At 70.4% G+C, this 22,122-nt stretch carries 18 protein-coding genes; 7 read left to right on the top strand and 11 right to left on the bottom strand.

Annotation, left to right across the window (positions count from 1 at the left end; all coding sequences use genetic code 11):
- The first annotated feature begins 51 nt into the window (after positions 1-51).
- The 5 genes from ACTMS0_RS20080 to ACTMS0_RS20100 all read left to right on the top strand — a co-directional run bounded on the left by ACTMS0_RS20080 (position 52) and on the right by ACTMS0_RS20100 (position 5,754).
- On the top strand, positions 52-1,221 hold the full coding sequence (locus tag ACTMS0_RS20080; protein ID WP_441156760.1) for an ABC transporter ATP-binding protein: 1,170 nt from the start codon (positions 52-54) through the stop codon (positions 1,219-1,221).
- Entirely contained in the window at positions 1,218-2,195 is a 978-nt protein-coding gene (locus ACTMS0_RS20085) for an ABC transporter permease (protein ID WP_441156761.1), read from the top strand. The genes ACTMS0_RS20080 and ACTMS0_RS20085 overlap by 4 nt, the downstream gene beginning before the upstream one ends.
- A gap of 3 nt (positions 2,196-2,198) precedes the next feature.
- Positions 2,199-3,269, top strand: a complete 1,071-nt coding sequence (locus ACTMS0_RS20090) for an ABC transporter permease (protein ID WP_441156762.1) — start codon at positions 2,199-2,201, stop codon at positions 3,267-3,269.
- The gene (locus tag ACTMS0_RS20095; protein ID WP_441156763.1) at positions 3,266-4,273 is read left to right on the top strand and encodes an ABC transporter ATP-binding protein; all 1,008 of its coding nucleotides are present in this window, start codon (positions 3,266-3,268) and stop codon (positions 4,271-4,273) included. Before ACTMS0_RS20090 ends, ACTMS0_RS20095 begins: the two co-directional genes overlap by 4 nt.
- A gap of 68 nt (positions 4,274-4,341) precedes the next feature.
- Positions 4,342-5,754, top strand: a complete 1,413-nt coding sequence (locus ACTMS0_RS20100) for a GH1 family beta-glucosidase (protein ID WP_441156764.1) — start codon at positions 4,342-4,344, stop codon at positions 5,752-5,754.
- 261 nt (positions 5,755-6,015) lie between these two features.
- Here the strand turns inward: ACTMS0_RS20100 and ACTMS0_RS20105 are convergent, their stop codons facing one another.
- The 5 genes from ACTMS0_RS20105 to ACTMS0_RS20125 all read right to left on the bottom strand — a co-directional run bounded on the left by ACTMS0_RS20105 (position 6,016) and on the right by ACTMS0_RS20125 (position 12,326).
- Positions 6,016-6,618: a cysteine hydrolase family protein gene (locus ACTMS0_RS20105; RefSeq protein WP_441156765.1), complete on the bottom strand. Its 603-nt coding sequence runs from the start codon at positions 6,616-6,618 to the stop codon at positions 6,016-6,018.
- 12 nt (positions 6,619-6,630) lie between these two features.
- Positions 6,631-8,718 carry an amylo-alpha-1,6-glucosidase gene (locus tag ACTMS0_RS20110; RefSeq protein WP_441156766.1) on the bottom strand — a complete coding sequence of 696 codons (2,088 nt, stop codon included), beginning with the start codon at positions 8,716-8,718 and terminating at the stop codon, positions 6,631-6,633.
- Positions 8,711-9,082 (bottom strand): SCP2 sterol-binding domain-containing protein, encoded by a 372-nt coding sequence (locus tag ACTMS0_RS20115; protein ID WP_441156767.1) that lies wholly within the window; start codon positions 9,080-9,082, stop codon positions 8,711-8,713. The genes ACTMS0_RS20110 and ACTMS0_RS20115 overlap by 8 nt, the downstream gene beginning before the upstream one ends.
- Positions 9,083-9,263: 181 nt before the next feature.
- Entirely contained in the window at positions 9,264-10,205 is a 942-nt protein-coding gene (locus ACTMS0_RS20120; protein ID WP_441156768.1) for a sugar phosphate isomerase/epimerase family protein, read from the bottom strand.
- 18 nt (positions 10,206-10,223) lie between these two features.
- Positions 10,224-12,326: a PQQ-dependent sugar dehydrogenase gene (locus ACTMS0_RS20125; protein ID WP_441156769.1), complete on the bottom strand. Its 2,103-nt coding sequence runs from the start codon at positions 12,324-12,326 to the stop codon at positions 10,224-10,226.
- 861 nt (positions 12,327-13,187) lie between these two features.
- Here ACTMS0_RS20125 and ACTMS0_RS20130 point away from each other — a divergent pair.
- Positions 13,188-14,945: a tachylectin-related carbohydrate-binding protein gene (locus ACTMS0_RS20130; RefSeq protein WP_441156770.1), complete on the top strand. Its 1,758-nt coding sequence runs from the start codon at positions 13,188-13,190 to the stop codon at positions 14,943-14,945.
- A gap of 41 nt (positions 14,946-14,986) precedes the next feature.
- On the opposite strand, the gene ACTMS0_RS20135 is transcribed toward ACTMS0_RS20130, so the two are convergent.
- The 6 genes from ACTMS0_RS20135 to ACTMS0_RS20160 form a co-directional block, all read right to left on the bottom strand.
- Positions 14,987-15,385 carry a DUF4190 domain-containing protein gene (locus ACTMS0_RS20135; protein WP_441156771.1) on the bottom strand — a complete coding sequence of 133 codons (399 nt, stop codon included), beginning with the start codon at positions 15,383-15,385 and terminating at the stop codon, positions 14,987-14,989.
- Positions 15,382-15,696, bottom strand: coding sequence for a hypothetical protein (locus ACTMS0_RS20140; RefSeq protein WP_441156772.1), 315 nt, complete (start codon positions 15,694-15,696; stop codon positions 15,382-15,384). The genes ACTMS0_RS20135 and ACTMS0_RS20140 overlap by 4 nt, the downstream gene beginning before the upstream one ends.
- Before the next feature lie 29 nt (positions 15,697-15,725).
- On the bottom strand, positions 15,726-16,538 hold the full coding sequence (locus ACTMS0_RS20145) for a ribonuclease HI (protein WP_441156773.1): 813 nt from the start codon (positions 16,536-16,538) through the stop codon (positions 15,726-15,728).
- Between the two features lie 153 nt (positions 16,539-16,691).
- Positions 16,692-17,474 carry a hypothetical protein gene (locus tag ACTMS0_RS20150; RefSeq protein ID WP_441156774.1) on the bottom strand — a complete coding sequence of 261 codons (783 nt, stop codon included), beginning with the start codon at positions 17,472-17,474 and terminating at the stop codon, positions 16,692-16,694.
- Positions 17,475-17,593: 119 nt separating this feature from the next.
- Positions 17,594-19,354, bottom strand: coding sequence for a DUF6119 family protein (locus tag ACTMS0_RS20155; protein ID WP_441156775.1), 1,761 nt, complete (start codon positions 19,352-19,354; stop codon positions 17,594-17,596).
- Between the two features lie 95 nt (positions 19,355-19,449).
- Positions 19,450-19,980 (bottom strand): DUF4352 domain-containing protein, encoded by a 531-nt coding sequence (locus ACTMS0_RS20160; protein ID WP_441156776.1) that lies wholly within the window; start codon positions 19,978-19,980, stop codon positions 19,450-19,452.
- 105 nt (positions 19,981-20,085) lie between these two features.
- Between ACTMS0_RS20160 and ACTMS0_RS20165 the strand changes: the two genes are divergently transcribed.
- Positions 20,086-21,993 (top strand): N-6 DNA methylase, encoded by a 1,908-nt coding sequence (locus ACTMS0_RS20165; RefSeq protein WP_441156777.1) that lies wholly within the window; start codon positions 20,086-20,088, stop codon positions 21,991-21,993.
- Positions 21,994-22,122 lie beyond the last annotated feature (129 nt).

A 22,122-nucleotide genomic window follows, 5' to 3' on the forward strand; every position in this document is an offset into this window, starting at 1 on the left:
CTGCCGGCCGGGGAGGGGCTCCCACACACACATCCCAGACAGGAACTCGCCATGACGTTGAGCGACAGCGCGGAGGCGCCGGTCAACGAGGTGGTGCTGGAGGCCGTCGGCCTGACCAAGCATTTCCCCGTCCGCAAGCGACTGCGTGACCTCTTATCCCGATCGGCGGCGGCCGTCCACGCCGTCGACGACGTCTCGTTCGTGCTGCGCCGTGGCCAGGTGACCGCGCTGGTCGGCGAGTCCGGCTCCGGCAAGTCCACGGTGGCCCGGCTGCTGGCCCAGCTCCACCCCCGCACCGCCGGCGACATCCGCCTGCACGGCACGTCGACCAGGGTCCGCGGTGGTCGGGCGTTCCGGGCGTACGTGCGACGCGTCCAACTGATCCTGCAGGACCCGTTCGCGTCGCTGAACCCGGTGCACACCGTCCGCTACCACCTCACCCGATCGCTGCGGATCCACGGCAACGCGGGGCGCACCGCCGAGGACCTGGACAGGGCCCTCGCCGATCTGCTCACCCGGGTCAGCCTCACGCCGCCCGAGCGCTACCTGGACGCGTTCCCGCACGAGCTCTCCGGTGGCCAGCGGCAGCGGGTCGCGATCGCCCGGGCGCTCGGGGCCGACCCGGAGGTGCTCCTCGCCGACGAGCCGGTGTCCATGCTGGACGTCTCGATCCGCCTCGGGGTGCTCAACCTGCTGCGGGACCTCAAGGGGCGGCTCAACCTCGCCATCCTCTACATCACGCACGACATCGCCTCGGCCCGCTACTTCGCCGACGAGACGATCGTGATGTACGCCGGCCGGATGGTCGAGGGCGGCGACAGCGAGACGGTCACCCAGAACCCGGCGCACCCGTACACCCGGCTGCTCATCGAGTCGGCGCCGGACCCCGACCGCATCACCGGCGACGGCGGCGCCGACGTCGGCGGGGCCGCCGGGGCGGACCGCGGCCACGGCGAGCCGCCGAGCCTGATCAGCCCGCCGGCCGGCTGCCGGTTCCACCCGCGCTGCCCGCACGCCATGCCCCGCTGCACCGTCGACCTGCCGCCGCGGCACACGATCGGCGACCGGCCCGGCCACTGGGCGGCGTGCTGGCTCTACGACCCGGCCACGGTCGCCGCCGAAGGCCCCGGCTCCGCCGCACCCGACGCCGATCCGACCGTGCCGCCGCCCCCGGCGCTGGCCCACCAGGACGGCACCGCCACCGTGGGGGACGTCCGATGAGGTTCCTGCTGCAACGCATGGCCTTCTACCTGTTCACGGCGTGGGCGGCGATCACACTCAACTTCTTCATCCCGCGGATGATCCCCGGCGATCCGGTCCAGTCCCTCATCTCGCGCAACCAGGGCCGGATCAGCGCCGATGCCATCGAGTCGCTTCGCGTCCTGTTCGGCCTGGACGAGAACGAGAGCATCTGGGAGCAGTACGTCGACTACTGGAAGCAGCTCTTCCAGGGTGACCTCGGTCTGTCGTTCACGTTCTTCCCGACGCCGGTGTCGACGGTGATCGGCGACAGCCTGCCGTGGACGGTCGGCCTGGTCGGCGTCACCACGATCGTCAGCTTCCTCCTCGGCACCGCGCTCGGCGTCGGCGCCGGCTGGCGGCGCGGCTCGTGGATCGACGCCCTGCTGCCGGCAACGACGTTCCTGTCCTCGATCCCGTACTTCTGGCTGGGCCTCGTCGCGATCGCCCTGTTCGCCGGGCCGGGGAGCTTCTTTCCGTCGTCCGGCGGCTACGAGCCGGGCCTCGTGCCGGCGTTCGACCAGTACTTCATCCCGAGCGCCATCCAGCACAGCATCCTGCCCGCGGCCACCATCCTGGTCTCCTCGATGAGCGGGTGGATCCTCAGCATGCGCAACATGATGGTCACCGTCTCGTCCGAGGACTACATCACGGTCGCGCACGCGAAGGGCCTGTCGGAGCGCCGGGTGGCTCTCAGCTACGCCGCCCGCAACGCGCTGCTGCCCAACGTCTCGGGCTTCGCGCTGTCGCTCGGGTTCATCGTCGGCGGCACCCTGCTGGTGGAGATCGTCTTCTCCTACCCGGGGCTCGGCTACCAGCTCTTCCAGGCGGTCGGCGCCAAGGACTATCCGCTGATGCAGGGGATCTTCCTGATCATCACGATCTCCGTGCTGGTCGCGAACCTGCTCGCCGACGTCGCGTACCTGCTTCTCGATCCGCGGACCCGAAAGAGCTGAGCGATGACAATCTCACCCTCGAGCATCGAGCAGGTCATCCCCGGCCAGGGAGCCATGGCCCAGCCGTCGACCGCGCCGGGCAGGGCGAAGCGGCGCCGGTTCCGGTTCATCGCCAACGCCAAGGTCGCGGCCGGCCTGGTCATCCTGGCCATCTACGGCCTCTTCGCGGTCATCGGGCCGTGGGTGGCGCCGTACGACCCGAGCGCCCGAAGCAGCGACGTCCTGCAGGCGCCCTCGGCCGAACACTGGTTCGGCACCACCCACCTCGGTCAGGACATCTTCAGCCAGATCCTGGTCGGCACCCGCAGCGTCGTCGTCGTGGGTCTGATCGCCGGCGTGATCGCGACGCTCCTGTCCATCCTCATCGGCGTGACGTCCGGCTACGTCGCCGGGGTGGCGGACGAGGGCCTGTCGGCCCTGTCCAACGTGTTCCTGGTGATCCCGGCGCTACCGCTGATCATCATCGTGACCTCGATCGTGGAGCGGGCCAGCGACACGCTGGTCGCGCTCATCATCGGCCTCACCTCGTGGGCGTGGGGCGCCCGGGTGCTCCGCGCGCAGACGCTGTCGCTGCGCCGCCGCGACTACGTCGAGGCGGCGCGCGCCACCGGCGAGCGGACCTGGCGCGTCATCCTCTTCGAGATCCTGCCCAACCTCACCGCGATCATCGCGTCCGGCTTCGTCGGCACCGTCATCTTCGCGGTCATGTCGGAGATCACGCTGGCCTTCATCGGCATCTCGTCGATCACGACGTGGAACTGGGGCACCATCCTGTTCTGGGCGCAGGGTCAGCAGGCCCTCGCGCAGGGGGCCTGGTGGTGGTTCGTGCCGGCCGGCCTGGCCATCGCGCTGCTGGGCACCGCGCTCGCGCTGATCAACTTCGGCATCGACGAGTTCGTCAGCCCTCGGCTGCGCAGCGGCGGCAGGACCCGGATCCGGACCGCGTCCGGGCGCACCGTCCGGATGCGGGTCGGCTTCACCCCCGTACTCGACCCGCCGCCGGCGAGCCCGCCCCCGGTCCCCGTCGGCGCGGTCGTCCTGAGCAGCACCGACCGGAAGGGTGGGAGTCGATGACGCAACCGGTGCTGGAGATCAAGGGCCTCAACGTCGACTACGGGGTCGGCGACCAGGCCGTGCGGGCGGTCCGGGAGGTCGACCTCACCCTGCGCCGCGGGGAGGTGCTGGGGCTGGCCGGCGAGAGCGGCAGCGGCAAGTCCACCCTGGCGTACGGGATCACCCGGCTGCTGCCGCCGCCCGGCGTGATCCGCAGCGGATCCGTCCGCTACCACCCGGCAGACGGCGAACCGGTCGACATCATGGCGCTCTCGCCCGCCGAGCTGCGCCGCTTCCGCTGGGCGGAGACCTCGATCGTGTTCCAGGGGGCGATGAACTCGCTCAACCCGGTCCACCGGATCTCCACGCAGCTCCTCGACGTGATCAAGGCGCACGAGCCGACGACGAGCGCCGCCGCCCGGCTCGCCCGCGCCCGCGAGCTGCTCAAGCTGGTCGGCATCTCGGCGGACCGGATGGACAGCTATCCGCACCAGCTCTCCGGTGGCATGCGCCAGCGCGTCATGATCGGCATGGCGCTCGCGCTGGAGCCCCAGATCGTGATCATGGACGAGCCGACGACGGCGCTCGACGTCGTCATGCAGCGGCAGATCCTCGGCGAGCTCGCCGAACTGCGCGAGCGGCTCGGCTTCGCGGTGCTGTTCATCACCCACGACCTGTCCCTGCTGGTCGAGTTCTCGGACCGGATCGCCATCATGTACGGCGGACGGATCGTCGAGGAGGCGCCCGCGGCGCAGCTGTACCGGGCCGCCCTCCACCCGTACACCGACGGGTTGCTGCACTCCTTCCCCGCGCTGCGCGGACCGCGGCGCGAACTCGCCGGGATCCCCGGCTCCCCGCCGGACCTGCGCGCCATGCCCGCGGGTTGCGCCTTCCACCCGCGGTGCCCCCGGGCGTTCACCCCCTGCGACAACGAGCTTCCCGTCCTCGGCGCTCCCGCCGACGACCACCCGGGCCGCACCGTCGCCTGCTGGCTGCATCCCACCGCCGAGGCGGTGACCCGGTGAGCCGCCCCGGCCCGGCGGACGCCCGTACCCCCGATTCCGACTCACCGTCCGCGACCGCGAGGAGAACCATGGACAGCAACCCCACCAGCCCGGCGACGTCGACCGAGGCCGACCCGATCGACACGCTGCCACCGGCATTCCGGTGGGGCGTGGCCACCTCGTCGTACCAGATCGAGGGCGCGGTCGCCGAGGACGGTCGCACGGCGTCCATCTGGGACACCTTCTGCCGGCTGCCCGGCGCGGTGGTGAACGGTGACAACGGCGACGTGGCCTGCGACCACTACCACCGGATGCCGCAGGACGTGGGACTCATCGCCGACCTGGGCCTGGACACGTACCGCTTCTCGGTGGCCTGGCCCCGGGTGCAGCCCGGCGGACGGGGACCGGCCAACGCCGCCGGGCTCGCCTTCTACGACCGGCTGGTCGACGAGCTGCTCGGCCGGGGGATCGACCCGTGGGTCACGCTGTACCACTGGGACCTGCCGCAGGAGCTGGAGGACGCCGGCGGCTGGCCGGCCCGGGACACCGCCTACCGGTTCGCGGACTACGCGGAGCTGGTCTTCGACACCCTCGGCGACCGGGTGCGGACGTGGACCACGCTGAACGAGCCGTGGTGTTCGGCCATGCTCGGGTACGCGTACGGCCTGCACGCCCCCGGCCGGCGCGACCTCGGCGACGCGATCGCCGCCGCGCACCACCTGCTGCTCGGCCACGGGCTGGCGGTCGGGCGGCTGCGGGCGGCGGCCACCCGGCCCATCGAGGTGGGCATCACCGTCAACCTGGCCACGGCCGACCCGGCCACCGACAGCCCGGCGGACCGGGACGCCGCCCGGGCCGCGGACGGGCTGGGCAACCGCCTCTACCTCGACCCGGTGATCCACGGCCGGTACCCGGAGGACGTGGTGGCCGACCTGGCCCGCGACGGCGTACGCATCCCGGTCGAGGACGGCGACCTGGACGTCATCTCCAGCCCGATCGACGTCCTCGGGGTCAACTTCTACTTCGGCCAGATTTTCTCCGGCGTGGACGAGCAGGGGCGCGAGCGGGACGACGAGGGCCGGCCGGTGCGGCGGGTGGTACGGCGGGACCTGCCCCGCACCGCGATGGACTGGGAGATCGTGCCCGACTCGTTCACCGACCTGCTGGTCCGGCTCAGCCGTGACTACACGGGTGTGCCGATGGTGATCACCGAGAACGGCGCGGCCTTCGACGACCAGCCGGACGCCGACGGTTTCGTGGCCGACGACGACCGGGTGGCCTACCTGGCCGACCACCTTCGCGCCGTGGCGCGGGCCCGCCTGGCCGGGGCGGACGTGCGGGGCTACTTCGCCTGGTCGCTGCTGGACAACTTCGAGTGGGCGTACGGCTACGACAAGCGGTTCGGCATCATCCGGGTCGACTACGACACCCAGCGGCGGACCCCAAAGCGCAGTGCGCTCTGGTACCGCGACACCGTCCGTCGGGTCCGCGGCAACCGCTGACCCGTCGCGCGGCGGCCGTCCGGCACTGCCCGGACGGCGGCGCCGGCGTCCCCACGAGTGCCGACAGACGCCGCCGTGACGAGGGCGGGCGCGGCGGCCAGCACCGCGGTCAGGTGACGCCACCGGCTGGTCCTCGATGCGTTCGCCGTTCCTGACCGTCGTGCTCCTCCTGCTCGACGATGCCGGACATCATGTGGAACGGGCCGCCGGCGCGGTCACAGTCCGGTCGACGGGCGGTGACGTTTCCGTCCCGGATGTGTGTCAGCGCTCCATGCCGCAGACGATGTCGTCCGTGGTGGCCACCAGGCCGAGCTGACCCAGCGTCGCGAGGCTCGCCCGATGCGCCTCGTCGGTCGCCGCCGTGCACGCGTCCGAGACGGTCACGATGCGGTACCCGTGGTTGACCGCCTCGTATGCGGTGCCGGTGATGGACAGGTTGGTGGCGACGCCGGTGAACAGGACGGTCTCCACGCCCCGGGCGCGCAGGATCGTGTCCATCTCGGTGCCGAAGAAGCCGCTGAGCCGGACGTGGGTGATGACGACGTCGCCCGCGTGCGGCGCGACCTCGTCGATGATCCGGGTCTTCGGGGTGCCCTCGAGGAAGGCCCCGCGTTCCCGGATCAGCGCCAAGCTGGGGGTGTTGGGAATGAGGTCCGGATAGCCGGGTCGGTGTGCGACGCGGGTGTAGACGACGAGACCGCCTGCGGACCTGACGGCGGCGGCGACTCGTGCCGCGTACGACGGGACGCGGTGCCGGGTGACCTGGGCGGCGAAGAGCGGGCCGAACAGTCCGTCGGGGCTGACGACCTCGTGCTGCCAGTGGACGCAGAGGACGGCGGTGCGCGCCGGGTCGATCTCCTCCATCGTCCCCTCCCGTCATGGGGCGGAGAGTTGCGGCGGCGCCGGCTGCAACCCGTGTCGGTCGGCCGCGGCCGGCCCTCTGCCGTAGGCGTCGAGGCGCCCCCATCGGCCGGGGATGTCGAGCAGCGCCACGAAGTCGAGATTAGCGGGCAGAGCCGGCCTGATCACCAGATCGTCGCCGGCCGGCCGGAGACCGAGCATCGTTCGCAGCAGGAGCAGCGGGGCCCCGGCGGACCACGCCTGCGGGCTGCACGCGGTCGGGTAGTTGACGGGATACCTGGTCTCGACGCGGGCGCTACCGGCGAACGCCTCGGGCAGCCGGCCGTCGTAGAAGGTCGCCGCGTCCAGGATGCCGGCGGCGATCCGGGCCGCCTCGTCGGCGTACCCGTACCGCCGCAGCCCCCAGGCGATGAACGAGTTGTCGAACGGCCAGATCGTCCCCACGTGGTACCCGATCGGGTTGTAGCGGGCCTCGCCCTCGGCCAGCGTGCGGATGCCCCAACCACTGAACAAGGCGGGCGACATCAGGTGCCGCACCACGGCCGCGGCCTTCTGTTCCTCGAGGATGCCGCTCCACAGCAGGTGCCCCATGTTCGACGACAGGGCGTCCACCTGGCGGCCCTCACCGTCGAGGGCGAGCGCGACGTACTCGCCGTCGGCGACCCAGAAGTCGCGGTTGAAGCGTTCCTTGAGGTCGGCGGCCTCCCGCTCCAGCCGGTCCGCGTACGCCGGGTCGTTCCAGATGGCGCGGGCGAGCCGGGCGGTGCGCATCTTCGCGTCGTACGCGTACCCCTGAAGCTCGCACGTGGCGCGGGGAAAGGACGGCAGCCGGCCGTCGCGGAACGAGATGCCGTCCCAGGAGTCCTTCCAGCACTGGTTCTCCAGGCCGTTCCTCGTGTTGCGCCGCCGGTAGGAGATGTACCCGGCACCGGTCAGGTCGGCGTAGTCGTTGATCCAGTCGATCGCGGCGCGCGCCTCCTGCTCGACCGAGCGCACCAGGTCGGCGTCACCGGTCCACCGCTCGTACTCGTCGAGCAGTACGAGGAACAGGGGAGTGGCGTCCGCACTGCCGAAGTACGGACTGTGCGGCGTGTCGTCGAAGACGGTCAGCTCGCCGTACCGCATCTCGTGCAGGATCCGGCCGGGTTCCTCCTCCCGGAAGTCGTCGACCCGGCTGCCCTGCCGGAACGCGAGCACGCGCAGGGTGGTGGCGGCGAGGTCGGGCGCGAACGGCAGCGTCTGGAAGCTGGTGAGGATGCTGTCCCGGCCGAAGAGGCACATGAACCAGGGCAGGCCGGCAGCCGGCACGCTCTTGTCGTCGGCGAGGAAGGGGCTGAAGCGCAGCGCGGCCAGGTCGATGAGACTCTGCCGGTACGTGACCCGCAGCGGCTCCCAGCCGGTCTCCAGACGCGGCGCCTGGTTCAACCATTCCCTGAGGTCGCGCTGTTTGTCGCGGCCCGTCCGCGCCGCTCGCCCCGGGATCGTGAGCCGTTCCAGCCCCCGTGGCATCGGAAGGTCCGGTTCCGCGTTCAGCCTGGCGCGCCACCTGCTGTGCGGTTCGATGTGAACGGTGAGTGTCAGCCCGTTCTCGTCCGGCTCCGCCGGGACCGTCGCGGAGACGATCGTCTCCCGCCGGAACCGTTCGCGCTCGTAGCCGAGGATGAGGCGCTCGCCGTCGATGCGCCGGTAGTGCCGCCCCTTCTTCTTCAACGCTGCGTCCTTGACCTCGAAGAGGTCCGCGAAGTCGGCGTCCACCTCGACCCGGAGGGTGAGGTCGACCGGTCGCCGGTCGTTGTTGATGATGATCAGGTCCTCGTGGAGACCGGCGTTCAGGGTGTGCATCCGGCGCACCGCGAGGGTGCTGTTGACGTAGACGTCCTGGCTGCCCGGGACCAGGTAGAACCGGTTCTCGAAGTAGTGGACGTCGTCGATGGAGAGCGTGGTCAGCGACTCCCCGTTGATCGTCAACTGCCACTTCGACAGCAGGCGCGTGTCGTGGGCGAACAGACCGTGGATGGCGTCGGTGTTCGGGTCGATGTCCCCCGACCGGTCGCAGACCATGAAGGTGGTTCCGTCGAGGATGTTGACCTCGTTCTCAGCCACCGTCACCTCCCCGGCGTCGCGCCTCTCGCGAGCCCGGCGGTGGCGGAAACAACCGTCGGACCGTCGCGAACAGCCGCGGGCTGCCCTCGACGGTCGCCTCGCCGCGCAGGACGGTGGTCAGGAAGTACGCCTCACCGCTGGCGATGCGGTCGAAAACCGCCCGGTCCGCCCGGACGACGGCGTCTCCGCCCGTCGCCTGTTCCGACACGGTGATGTCGCCCTTGGCGATGGAGACCAGCCAGTGGTCGACCTGACCGTCCCGGGTGATGTCGAAGCGGACACTGCCCTCGTGCAGTGCCGTCAGCCGGCAATCGTCCTTCCGCCGCGCGAGACCGCGGAAGAAGTCGGCGGTCACATCGGTCATCGCGCCCCCTCCCAGGGGCACACTGCCGCTGCGCGGGGCGATGCCGCCTCACCCGTAAGAGGTGAACTTCGGACTGCGCTTGCGGATCCTGCGGGACCGTTACTGGCGTGGGCTGGACGCCAGGGCCGGCGGTGTCGGCCCGCCGGCCCTGGTGTCCGTCAACACTGCCTGCCGCGGTGCGTCAGTACCGCAGCTTGCGCAGGTAGCGGTAGCCGACCTCGGCGGTCTGCTGCGGTGTCACGTCGGGGGTGTCGTTCTCCACGATGTACTCCAGCACCGAGTGCTCGCGGAGGATCCGCGCGAAGTCGATCATCCCGGTGCCCAGGTCGGCCATGTCGCCGGTGGACTCGTTCCGGTCCTTGACGTGGTACTGCAGGACGCGCTGCGGCGCGGACCGGATGACGTCCAGCGTGAAGCCCTCGGGGTCGGCCACACCGTCGCCGGACTCGATGCCGCCGGTGACGGCCCAGTAGATGTCGATCTCCAGGTGCACGAGCTTCGGGTCCAGCTCAGCGGTGAGGATGTCCCACGGGCGCTTGCCACCACCGAGGTCGATGGTGAACTCGTGCGCGTGGTTGTGGTAGCCGTAGCGCAGGCCGGCCGCGGCCGCCGCGGCGGCCTCCACGTTCATCTGCTCCGCCCAGCGCTTCCAGTCGTCCGCCTTGTCGGAGTTCAGGTACGGCACCACCATGAACGACTGGCCCAGCGTCACCGCGTTCTCGATCTTCTGCTCCAGGCCGGCGGCGTCACCGCTGATCCCGTCGTGGCTGGACGTGGCGCGGATGGCGATGCCGTCCAGGAACTGGCGCAGCTGGGCCGCGGTACGGCCGAAGTAGCCGAGCGCCAGCTCCACGCGCGGATACCCGATCCGCGCGAGGTGGGTGAGGGTGGCGTCGTACCCCGGCGATCCCCAGAGCGCGTCGCGTACCGTCCACAGCTGGATGCTGATCAGGCCCGGCGGCACGTGGTGCCGGCCGGTGGTGCGGGTGGTCGCCTCCGCAGCCGTACCGCCGATCCCTGACGCGAGCCCGACACCGGCGAGCACCGCCAGTGAACCGCCCAGCAGGCTCCGCCGGTCAAGCGACCGCTGCAGGGCGGCCGTCCCGTCGTATCCGTAACACATGATGACTCCTTCGTGGTCTTACGCGGCCGGGACCAGGACGACCTGGTCCGTTCCGGTCAGCGACGGCAGCCCGTCGCCACCGGCGTCGGTGTAGGAGGCGACGAACACGCCGGTCAGGTCGTCGTTCGCCGGGTCGTGACCGGACGGCACGGTCGTCTGGATCGAGCCGGTGCAGCCGTTGGCGGTGGTCTGCGGGTGCCCGTGGTCGTCGTGGCCGAGGATGTACGTGACGCTGACCCGCGCGCAGTCCACCGGCTGGTCGTCGGTCACCCGTACCTCGAACTGCACGGTGTCGCCGAATCGGAAGGCCTGGCCCTCGACCGGCCGGACCAGCTCCACCACCGGCGTGGCGTTGCCGACCACGATCCGCACGGAGGCGGAGGCCGACAGGCCGCCCGGGTCGCTCACCCGCAGGGTGGCGTTGTAGAGGCCGTTCTGCCGGTAGGTGAACGTCGGGTTCGCCGCCCGTGAGTCGACCCTGCCGTCGTTGTCGAAGTCCCACGCGTACGACAGCCGGTCACCGTCGTAGTCGGTGGTGCCCTCGCTGGAGAATGTGACGGTCAACGGGGCGATCCCGTCGGTGGGCGTGGCCGACGCCTGCGGCACGGGGGTGTGGTTGCCCGTCCAGCCGGTGTAGTCGATGCGGGCCAGCTGCGCGTCCGGGTTCTCGCTGAAGAAGCCGTCGCCGTATTCGAGCGCGTAGAGCGCGCCGTCCGGGCCGAACTCCAGGTCCATCGGGTTGTCGAAGACGAACGAGGGGAGCACCGGTTCGATCCCGGTCAGGTCGCCGCCGGCGTCCAGCCGGAAGCCCTTCACGTAGTCCCGGGTCCACTCGTAGAACAGCGGGATGCCGTCGTAGTACGCCGGCCACGCCACCGGCGCGCGTCCCTTCGTCGTCGGGGCCACGAACTGGTACGCCGGGCCGGCCATCGGGCCGATGCCACCGTCACCCAGCTCCGGGAACTGCGCCGAGGTGCCGTACCCGTACCAGACGTCCGGCTGCTCCACCGGGGGCAGCTCCCGCAGGCCGGTGTTGTGCGGTGACTCGTTGACCGGGGCGGCGCAGTTGAACGGCTGCCCAGACTGGCCGGTGGCGAAGTCGTAGTCCCGGTACGGCAGCTCGGCCGTCGCGCAGTACGGCCACCCGTAGTTACCGGCCTCGCGGGCGGCGAACCACTTGCCGTGGCCGGCCGGCCCGCGCTGCGGATCGGGCTCGCCCGCGTCCGGCGAGTAGTCGGCGACGTAAAGGTCGTCGGTCTCGCGGTTGAGCTCGATCCGGAACGGGTTGCGCAGGCCCATCAGGTAGATCTCGGGCCGGGTGCCGGCCGTGCCCTCCGGGAACAGGTTGCCGTCCGGGATGGTGTACGACCCGTCGGCGCCCACCTTGATGCGCAGGATCTTGCCGCGCAGGTCGTTCGTGTTGGCGGAGGTGCGCTGCGCGTCGTACGCCGGGTTGCGGCCGGGACGCTCGTCGATCGGCGCGTAGCCGCCGGACTCGAACGGGTTGGTGTCGTCGCCGGTGGACAGGTACAGGTTGCCCTTCGAGTCGAAGACGATGTCCCCGCCGACGTGGCAGCAAATGCCCCGGTCGACCGGCACGTCGAGGATCTGCTGCTCGGTGGAGAGGTCCAGCTTGTCCTTGACGAACCGGAACCGGGAGAGCCGGATGACGCCTTCGAACCGCTCGAAGTCCGCAGGTGTGCCCCAGGCCGGCGCGTCGCCCTCGTTGACGTTCGGGGTCGACGGGTCATCGACCGGGGTCTCCATCGGCGGCGAGTAGTACAGGTAGACCCAGTTGTTGCCGCCCTTGCCGAAGTTCGGATCGATCGCGACGTTCTGCAGGCCCTCCTCGTCGTGCCGGTAGACGTCCAGGGTCGCGGCGATCGTGTTGCGGCCGGTGGCGGGGTCGTGCAGCCAGACCTCACCCGGGCGGGTCACGTGCAGCACCCGGCTGTCGGGCAGCACGGCGAGGTCCATCGGCTCGCCCGGGCTGTCGTTGAGGGTCACCTTCTGGAAGTCGCTCTCCGGCGGCGGGCTGGGTGCGGCCGTCGCGACGGTGGGGGTGGTGATGAGCGCCAGGGTCGTCAGACCCGCTACGGCGAGCGTGAGTCGTCTCTTCATCTGCCTCTCCTTGTACTGGGGACTGGTCGGGGCAGGTCCACGGGCGCGGCTCGTTCTTCCTTCGTGGACGGACGGGCGCATCCTCGGCATGACTGAGTAGCCCGTTGCGCGGGAGGCCGCGACCGCGACGGGCGAAGGATCTGGCGAGATGGGCGAGGTTGGGGTAGGGGGCGGGCGTCAATCCGGGTGTTGGCCGTGGTTAACCAGGACGAAACACCATCACGCGGCCGACGCTACAAAAGACCTATTCATATGTCCATAGCTTTCATCGGGATAGGCCCAACTTTCCTCCGAAGCTGACGAAAGTTGTCCCACGGGTTGTGGCGAGGCCTGGTCCGGTGGCTTCCACGCCCGACAGAGACCTGTTGGCCCGGCGGGCGTGCCCATGTGAAGCGGCAGCGGGGTCCGGGAGCGGGCAGCAGCCCATCGTCCCATCGTCCGCCTGGCCCCGCGTCGGCGTGCAGTCGTCGTTGCTCCTCCGGCACGAGGAGGACGCTGTCCGCGGTTAGGCAGTCAAGAGGCTGCGCAGCCGTTCGTCGAGACTGATGAGCCGTCGCAGCGACGAGGGTGCGCCGGTGGCGAGGGTCCGAACGGTGTGCATGCCCGTACCGTACGGACTGGTCCCTGCCCGCGACCGTCACGCCGAGCACACGAGCGCTCAGTACCCAACGGCATCCGGGAACTGGCCACACAGCCGCCGGTGCTCGCCGGCGGCCAACCCTCGCTGGAACACGGAACGCCGTTCCAGGGCCGGCGCGTGCAGATCTCGATGCCGCGTCGCCCTGGTCGATATGCGAGATGCGCCCGGCTGATGATTGTTACTGTGGCCCAGCGGTCGCTTTGTCGGACCCGGGAGAAGGCATGCTGGCGAACATCGAGAGCCCCGAGTACGAGACGGTCGACGACATTGTCGATGCCACTGGCCCAATCGGTACCGGTATCAGCATCATTCGGTTTATCTATGAATTCGGCAAGACTGACCCGCTCGTGTACGCGCTGAATGAGATCAATCGCGAGATCGAACTCATCAAGACGCAGCTGGCGAAGCTCAGTGAGCGCTTGGACACGGTGACTCAGCGACAGGTCAAGGGGGAGAATCTCGCGCGCATCCGCGCGTTGCAGGAGCAGGTGACCCGCCTGTCGACGATTGGGGTCCAGCTGCAGCGCAGCCCGGACGACCGGGCTCGTGCGGCCGAGGCCGCATTCGAGGCCGGCGCTCGCGCGGACACGCTCCTCACCGACCAGGACCTCTGGCTGTGGAGCGACGTCCGCATCACGCAACAGCGTGACGAGTTCGGCAACCCGGTCGGTGAGCCGGCGATCGAACCTGTTGACCCGGACTTCAAGACAACGCTGGCTCTCCCCGTCTACTCGATGGCCGTGACCATCTGGCTCGCAGCCATGATGGTCGACACCGCCTCCGACAAGGCTGCCGTCCAGTCGGGGTACGGTGCGCAGCTCGATCGGCACATCGGGGCTGTATCAGAATCGATCGCCGGTAAGATCCGTTCACGCATCACCTGCCAACCGATCCCGGTGGAAAAGTACGCCAGGAACGGAGTCTGCACGTTCACCGTGCAGTGCACCAACGCGATGGCCCGAACGCGAACGGTCATCCGGGAGCTCCAGACCGAAATGCCCGAGGGCACCAGCGTGCTCTGCACCATTGACCCGGGCTTTGTCGCGCTCGACGAGCGGGACATCCAGGACAAGGAGCCCGCGATCATCCTGCTGGGCCTTTTGGAGCAGATGCTCAGGTCGGTTGCCGCAGCCGGCCACCTCCCGGCCGAGCAGTTCGTCGGCCAGTTCCCGAACTGGACGGCGGCGTTCGTCGGCATGTACGGCGTGGACCGCGACCAGAACTTGCACTACCTGACGCAGATGCTGCCGACCGAGAACGGCGCTTGGACCGCTCCGCTGCTCGTCGGCACCAGTTGGAACTTCGAGGCGATCGTCCATGGCGGCTCGTCCGCCGTGCTGGCAAAACAGGACTCGGGCAACTGGCTGTGGTACGGCCATCGAGGCTCGGAGCAAACTCCCCCAACAGACGAATGGCGGGGACCGAACCCGATCGGCGCCTGGGTGAGCAGCGATCCGACGAAGACTAAGTGGTTCCACTTTGGAGCCGGCTACGGAGTCGTCTACGGGATCGTCGTGTCCGACGAGACGGGCACCTTCAGGGTGGGCGACCTCTACTGGAACCGGTACAACGGCTACCAGACCGGAGAGGGCGCCTTCGCCACAGTTGCCCAGATCGGCACCGGGTGGGACGGTCTCTCACCCGTCTTCTCGGGCAGCGAAGGGATCATCTACGGCGTGCAACCCAGTGGCGTGCTCCGGTGGTACAACCACACCGGCTGGGGGAACGGCGCCAACACCTGGGCCGAGCCACGAGACCTCGCCACCAACGTGGACTGGAAGCAGTTCAGCCGAATCGTCCCGGGTGGAGAGGGCGTCGTCTACGGCGTGCTGCCCAACGGCGCCATGCGCTGCTACCGGCACCTCGACTGGCGTACCGGCGGGGACCGGCTGGAGGGTCCAATTTCCGTGGGCAACGACTGGAACCGGTACCCCCTGCTGTTCGCGTCGCAACCCGGGGCAGTCACCGGAGTCCGCTGAGTCGCCGGCCGCGGTGGCGGCAGGCCGTCGTACTCGTTAACTCAGGGGTTCGGGGTCGCGGCGCCGATGACGCTGCCGAAGAAGGCCATCACCGTGAAGGCGATCATCGGGCCGACGAACACGTAGCCCAGGACGAGACCGGCGACCGCCATGCCGTGCCCGGACCGCGTGCCATCGCGGGTCTCCCGCAGGGCGAGGTGGCCGAGGATGACGGCGAGGACGCACGGCAGCCCGAACAGGCACCAGCCGCCAAGGGCGCCGAAGATCCCGAGCACCAGCGACGCGGTCGCCAGGCCCGACGTGAGCGGCGGCCGCACCTGCTGCGGGGTGGCGGGCGGGTACTGTCCTGGTCCGGCGGGAAGCGGGGGATAGGCGCCCGGCGGGCCGGACACCGGCGGGTACGGCTGGATGGGCTGGTGGCTGGGCTGCTGGTAGGTCAACGGGACTCACCCCACGAACGGGCGGCCGAGCGCAGGTGGGTGACGAGCGTGTCGACTGGGATGCCGAGTACGGCGGCCAGCAACGTCAGCGGCTCGGGGTGGCCCTTGGCGGTGAGGTCGTCGAAGATGTCCAGCAGGCCGCGTAGCCGGGCGTCCTCGGCTTCGGGGCCGGCAGGCAGCTCAGCGATCCGCCGCTCCACGTACCGGCGCGTGACAATCTGGTACGCACCCACGCCATGCACCTCCTGCTCGTCGGCGTGCGGGCCGAACCCGTCGTCGGGCTGGGGCTTCGGGCTCTGGTTCTTCGACATCGGTCTCCCCGTGATGAATGCGGATGTGGTCAGCACGTGGCGTGCCAGTCGGCCAGGAACGCGTCGACCAGGGCGTGCGCCCGCGGGCGTACGTCGAAGGACTCGTCGAGGCGCCGACGCGCCATGTGCGACAGGCCGTCGGCGGCCTCGTTGAGCGCGTGGCCGCTGTGCCCCTTCACATGGGCGAAGGACAGGTCCGGCCGCCGGCTCACCAGCTCCGCCAGCCGGACGAGGGTGGGTTGGGGTGCCCACCGGCGCGGGCGCAGGCTGTAGCCGCTCGGCATCGCCTCGGTCTGGCCGGCCTGCCAGCGGTGCAGGTACCGCAGGGCGGTCAGGTTGTCCAGCAGCACGGTCATCCCGGCCGGCACCTCGTCGTACCCGGAGAGCAGGAAGTCGACCGCGCGCAGCTCGTTGATCAGCACCCGGGAGGAACCGGTGGGGTCCATCGGTCCGGTGCCCCGGCCGCGCAGGCCGTAGTGGCCGTCACTGACGACGTACGCGATGCCGCCGGCACGCCCCTTCCAGCTCGCGTCGGTCGCGGCGACCAGCGGCGCGGACGTCCCCGCCCAGCGGTGGACCTGGCCGCGTCCGCGCTGGTCGTCCAGGCCTGGCCGGCACGCCGAGCCATGCCCGGCCGCCTTCTGCTCTGCCGCGTCGAGCAGCTGCCGCGCCGAGTCGAGCTCGTCCCAGTGAACGGCGGTGAGGGCCAGTCGGACGGCGTCGCCGATCCGCTGGCAGTGTTCGCAGCGGGTCGGCCGGGCGTAGGCGCGCAGCGCGGCGGCACGCTCGTGCAGGGGAGCGGGGAGCAGGTCCAGGGCGCGCAGGAATTCATCGGTACGCACGACGCCTCCTGACGTCTCGCGGGGATGGGGGAGGGGCGCCGGGCGAGGGAGTGTGCTCGCCCCGGCGCTTTGGAGCTGATGTCGCAGACGGATCAGGGGCTTGCTGGTCCTGTCGAGCTGCCCCGTTTGTGAGACCAGAGGCGTCAGCCGACCTCAGAGGACCTTGATCGAGGCGACCATGAGCATCGGCACAGTGGTCTCGCCGCCGATCTGGGTTTCGTAGCTGTACGAGCCGAGCACGGTGACGTTGGCGCGGAAGATGTCGTCCTCGACCAGGTTCTCGAGGTCATCGGAGTCGCCGCTGAGCATCGTGTTGGTCTCGTAGTCGTACTCGTCGGCCATCCGCTTGTGTCCGACATCCGCGCGGAAGCTGTCGACACCGGTCGCGGCGTCGAACTGAGTGACCCGGCCGAAGACCACGTAGGTCTTGCCGATGTAGGCGTCCGGGTTCTTCGCGATGAGCTTCCACTGCCGCTCGCTCAGCGTCTTGTAGGACGGCGGCTTCGGCTTCGGCGCGGGAGTGGTCTTCGTGGGCGACGGCGCCGCGCTGGTCGGCGCAGCCGTCGTGGGAGCGGCGGTGGTGGGCGCGGCCGTCGTCGGCGCGCTGCTCGGCGACGCCGAGCTGCTCGTGCTCGCAGCCGGGTCAGCATCATCGGCGGCGACCGCGCCGATGGCCAGCCCGGCGGTGAGGGCGATGACGAGGGCGAGGCCGCCGACGGTCCAGACCTGTGCGTTGGAGCGCTTAGGCGAGATAGCGGCGCCGACCGGGGTGCTGATCGGCGGCTCGGTCGCCTCCGACGGCGGTACGGCGGCGTCGGACGGCGGCGCCGGGTCCTGCGGCGACGTGTGCGGCTCCTGCGGCGACGTGTGCGGCTCCTGCGGCGGCTGCGACTGGGGCACGGCCTGCGGGTCCGGCTGAAACTCGGGCTGGGTCATGGTTCTTCCTTCTTCGTTGGTGGCTGGGTTGACGCCCGAGCCGGAAAGGGGCGGTCTGCCTGGGCGGGGCGGGACGGATTAGGGCGGCAAATCGTGGTGACCGGCAGGTCGTGAGCGAGTCAGGCGGGTGGGATGCCGACGACCTCGACCTCGACGCCCTCGTTGCGCAGCGACTTCATCGCCCGGTAGAGCGCGACCTGGGCGAAGGTGAAGAACGAGTCGACCGTGAGCGTCCTGCCGGAGCCGAGGGCGATCGCGTAGATGACCTTGCGAGGGCGGAAGTCCAGGCCGATGGCGCGACCCGACCCCTGCTGGCGAGCCATCTTGACCAGCGCGGCCCGGGCGTCAGCCTCGTACCGCAGCGCATCGACCGACACCTCACCCTGAGCAAAGAGGTGGCTCAGCGGCGAGCTGCCGTTGGCCCTCTTGACGTGGATCAACTCGCCGTCCGGCCCGAGTAGGTCGCAGGCCTCGATGCCGCGGTGGTGCTGACCCGTCCGCAGCAGGCGCCGGTCCAGCAGCGTCAGGCCACAAACCGTGGCGGCGTGGGCGTTGTAGTCCGCCTCTTCCGGTAGGTCGGTGGTCCATGCCGGCAGCACAATGCTCGCCGGCCCAGCCAGGATCTGTTCGATCTCGTCGCGGAGGAACTCGCGGTGCCTGTTGCCGATCTCGTACCAGCCGCCCTCGTGCAGCAACAGCTGACTCGTACCGTGCGCGAGCTGGGCGGTGATCCATCGCGACGCGGCCGTCGAGCCGATCTCCTCCTCCCCAGCAATGTCGGCGTAGAGGGTGATCCGTCCGTTGCAGAGGGAAGCCCACCGCTGGCCGTCGGGTACGCCACTGGTCTGCGTGAGGATGTCGGCCAGCGTGAGCTCCGACAGGCGCGCCGCGCGGAGGCCGGACCTGGGCACCCGCAACTTGTACGACTGGATGCGCTCGATTTCGTTGAGAACCCGGCCCGGTACGGCCAGACCGATCTCGTCCGCGTTGGGTGACGCGAGCAGTCGGCCCAGATGCTCCTCCAGCTCCGACAGCCGCGGGTCGCGGGCCGGCACGGGACGGATCTGGGTGATGAACTCCAGGTCCTCGAAGGGCGCTTCCTGCTTGCAGACCCGGCTAATCTCCCGCAGATCGGCGAGCAGATTTTCCGGCTCGACGCCGAGGTGGATACGCAGGGCATCGCTGCCTTCGACCGGGGTGGCCTTGCGGGTGGACCGGCAGACGGTCAGGTTCGGATTGAACGTCCGCCCACAGACCTGCCCGACGATCTCGCCCCACTTGTCGATCCCGTACATCCGGATGTGCTGACCGCCCGGCACCATGTTGCGATCCACCCGCCCGGTGGTGCCGAACACGCGACGGCGTACCTGCTTGATCTCGTCTGGCGCGAGCGAACGCACCGCGAAGCCAATCCCGAAGCCTGCGTTGGCCAGGTCGAGGTCGATCATGTGGCGACCGACGGTGCCGTAGGCGAGCGCGTACACGTGGTCGTCGACCGCGACGAGCAGGGCGGCGCCGCCACTGCTGAACCCGAGATCGATCGTCTCCCCGGTCAGCGAAGCCAGCACATCGCACCAGTCGGCGCGCTCGCGCGGCACCGTTCCATGCACCAGCAGGGCCGGCGCGCCGGCGACCAGCCGCTCCTCGACCCTGAAGTCGTGCTTGCGCAGGTAGCGGTGGTCCAGCGCGTCGTGAAGACCCTCGATCGTCGGCGGCACCCGCTCCAGCTGGTAAACGGAGGTCGGGTAGGTGCCAGACGGCGGCTCGGGCAGGTCCAGGTCGAAGAGAGTCGGCGGATCGTTCGATGGGCGGGTGGCGTCCTTGCGAGCGGCACGGCGGTTGGTCGGTCTGGTCGTGGTCGGCTGGTTCGCACGGCGCATGTCGATCTCCTCGCGGCGAGAATCGGGATGGCGGTTGTGCGGGGGAGGGGTGCGCCGGGGGCGGGCTTCGCGGGACCCGCCCTCGGCACGAGGGGTCAGCTCAGCGCGACGGTGACGCCGCCGGAGAAGGCCGAGTCGTGCAGCTCGAGCTTGGTGAGCTTGACGTTCTTCGGGATGTCGAAGACGAAGACGCCGGTCACCTGGTTGCCCGGGTTGATCTCCTCGAAGAAGGTGCTGCCGTCCTTGTTGGCATAGAGGCCGGCCTCGGTGTCGGACGAGTACTCGGTGCCGTCCGCGGAGAACGCCTTCTGGCTGCTGCCGTCCAGCGTCTGCGCCTCCTTGCCGATGTTCTTCACGTTGACGGTGACCAGGCAGAACTGGCCCTGGGCCTTGTCGCCGAGGAGGTCGCTGCCGACCTTGGCGACGCCGCACTTGTTCGACTTCACCGTGAACTCGAACTTCCCGTCCCGGGCGGCCTGGCCGATCTTCGCGGTCTTGGCGGGCTTGTCCTCGCCCTTGGCGGCGGTGTCGCCGCCGGCGCTGCCGGCCTCGTCGGTGGCCCCGGCGCCGCAGCCCAGCGCGATGAGAGCGGTGGCGAGCAGAGCGAAGGTCGTCGTCTTGCGCATCGTTGTCCTCCAAGTGTGAACGTGGCGGCGTCAATGAGAGCATGAGCTGTGAACGCTGTCAACATACATGATGCTTGACACGTGTGACACACTACGGAGGTGCAGGTGAACCCGACTATCACGGCGGCGGAGATCGCCCGGCTCGCCGGGGTGGGTCGCGCCGCGGTCAGCAACTGGCGCAAACGCCACCCCGACTTCCCAACCCCGGTCGGCGGCACGGCCGCCAGTCCGGAGTTCGACCTGGTAGAGGTCGAGCAGTGGCTCCGGGGCCAGGGCAAGCTCCCCGAGGTGTCCCGCGCCGAGCGACTTTGGCGGCACTTCGCCGCCGCCACAGAGAGCCCCGCAGCCGCACTGGCCAGCGTCGGCGCCCTCCTGCTCGCCCGGCAACGCGGCGAACGCCCCAGCCGCCGCCAGGTCGACCCGGCCATCAAGACCCTGCTACCGGAGGTCGACGCCCTCGCCGACGAACTCGGCCCGCAGGCCGCCTTCGACGAGCTGTGGCAACGCTTCTCCGCCCCCGCCCCGGGCCGCCCCTGGGCCACCCCGGACGAACTGGCCGACCTCATGGTCGGGCTCGCCGGCGTCGGAGCCGGCTCCGTCCTCGACCCGGCCACCGGCTCCGGCGCCACCCTCCGGGCCGCCGTCCGTGCCGGCTGCACCTCGGCGTACGGGCAGGAGCTCGACGAGGACCTCGCCAAGCTCGCCGGGCTGTGGCTGGCCCTACGCGAGGTGCCCGGCGAAGTCTGCCCCGGCGACTCGCTACGCGCCGACGCCTTCCCCGGCCGCACCCTCGACGCCGCGATCTGCCACCCGCCGTTCGGCGTCACGACCTGGGGTCACGAGGAACTCAGCTACGACCCCCGCTGGCAGTACGGCGGCATCCCACCGCGTACGGAACCGGAGCTGGCCTGGGTGCAGCACTGCCTGGCGCACCTGCGTACCGGCGGGCACGCCGTACTGCTGATGCCACCGACAGCGGCTGGGCGGCGTGCCGGCCGGCGGATCCGGGCCGAGCTGCTGCGCCGCGGCGCGCTGCGGGCCGTCATCGCGCTGCCGAGCGGGGTGGCCGCGCCGCACGGCGTACCCCTGCATCTGTGGGTGTTGCGGCGGCCCGCGGCCGACGCGCCGCCGCCGGCGCGGACGCTGCTGGTCGACGCCGCCGACGGCGACTTGGCGGAGCTGGCCCCGCGGATCCTCGCCACCTGGCAGGCCTTCACCGCCGATCCCGACGCCGAGGTCGAGGAGGCCGGTTTCGCCCGCGCGGTGCCGGTCATTGAGCTGCTCGACGAGGAGGTCGACCTCACGCCCGCGCGCCGCCAACCCGCCGTCGGGGGCGAGCAGACCGGCGAGCATCTGGTACGCACCAGAGAGCGGCTCGCCGCAGTCGTGGGTGAGCTGCCGGCGCTGATTCCCCAGGTCGCGCCCACGCCCGACGGGGCGGCACCGCCTGCCGTGACCGTCGCCGAACTGGCCCGCACTGGGGCGTTGCAGCTGCTCGGCCCGGTGCGCGCGGTCGCCCGTGACACCGAGTCGGACCTCCCGGTCCTCCATGCGCGGGACGTGGTCGAGGGGATCGGGCCGTCATCACGCGGCGACCGGCCCGCGGGGGAGCCGATCCACCTCGCGCCGGCGGACGTCGTCGTGCCGGTGGTCTCCCGCCGGATCACCGCGCGGGTCATCACCGACGAGAAGGCGGTGCTCGGGGCGAACATGTACCTGCTGCGGCCGAACCCGGCTGCGCTGGACCCGTGGTTCCTGGCCGGGCAGTTGCGCAACACCGCGAACGAGAAGCAGACGTCGAGCCTGTCCGGCACGCTGCGGTTCGACATTCGGCGGGCGCTGGTGCGGCGGCTGCCGTTGGAGGAGCAGCGGGCGCACGGGGAGGCGTTCCGGCGGCTCGACGCGTTCGAGTCGGCGATGCGGCAGGCGGCGACGCTCGGCGCGGAGCTGGTACAGCTCACCGCCGACGGCCTCGCCCAAGGCAACCTCCGCCCGCAGGACGACGACCGCTGACTCGCATGCGTCGGATATCCGACGCTGGCGGGGCGCTTTGGCAACAAACGCTGGAAATGTGGCGACCAGTAGACGTCTGACTCCCCGGTCAACGCCCGGCGCGCAGATCGTCGCGTACCGCCCATCCCG

The sequence above is a fragment of the Micromonospora sp. H33 genome (assembly GCF_052068455.1).
Classification (GTDB): Bacteria; Actinomycetota; Actinomycetes; order Mycobacteriales; family Micromonosporaceae; genus Micromonospora.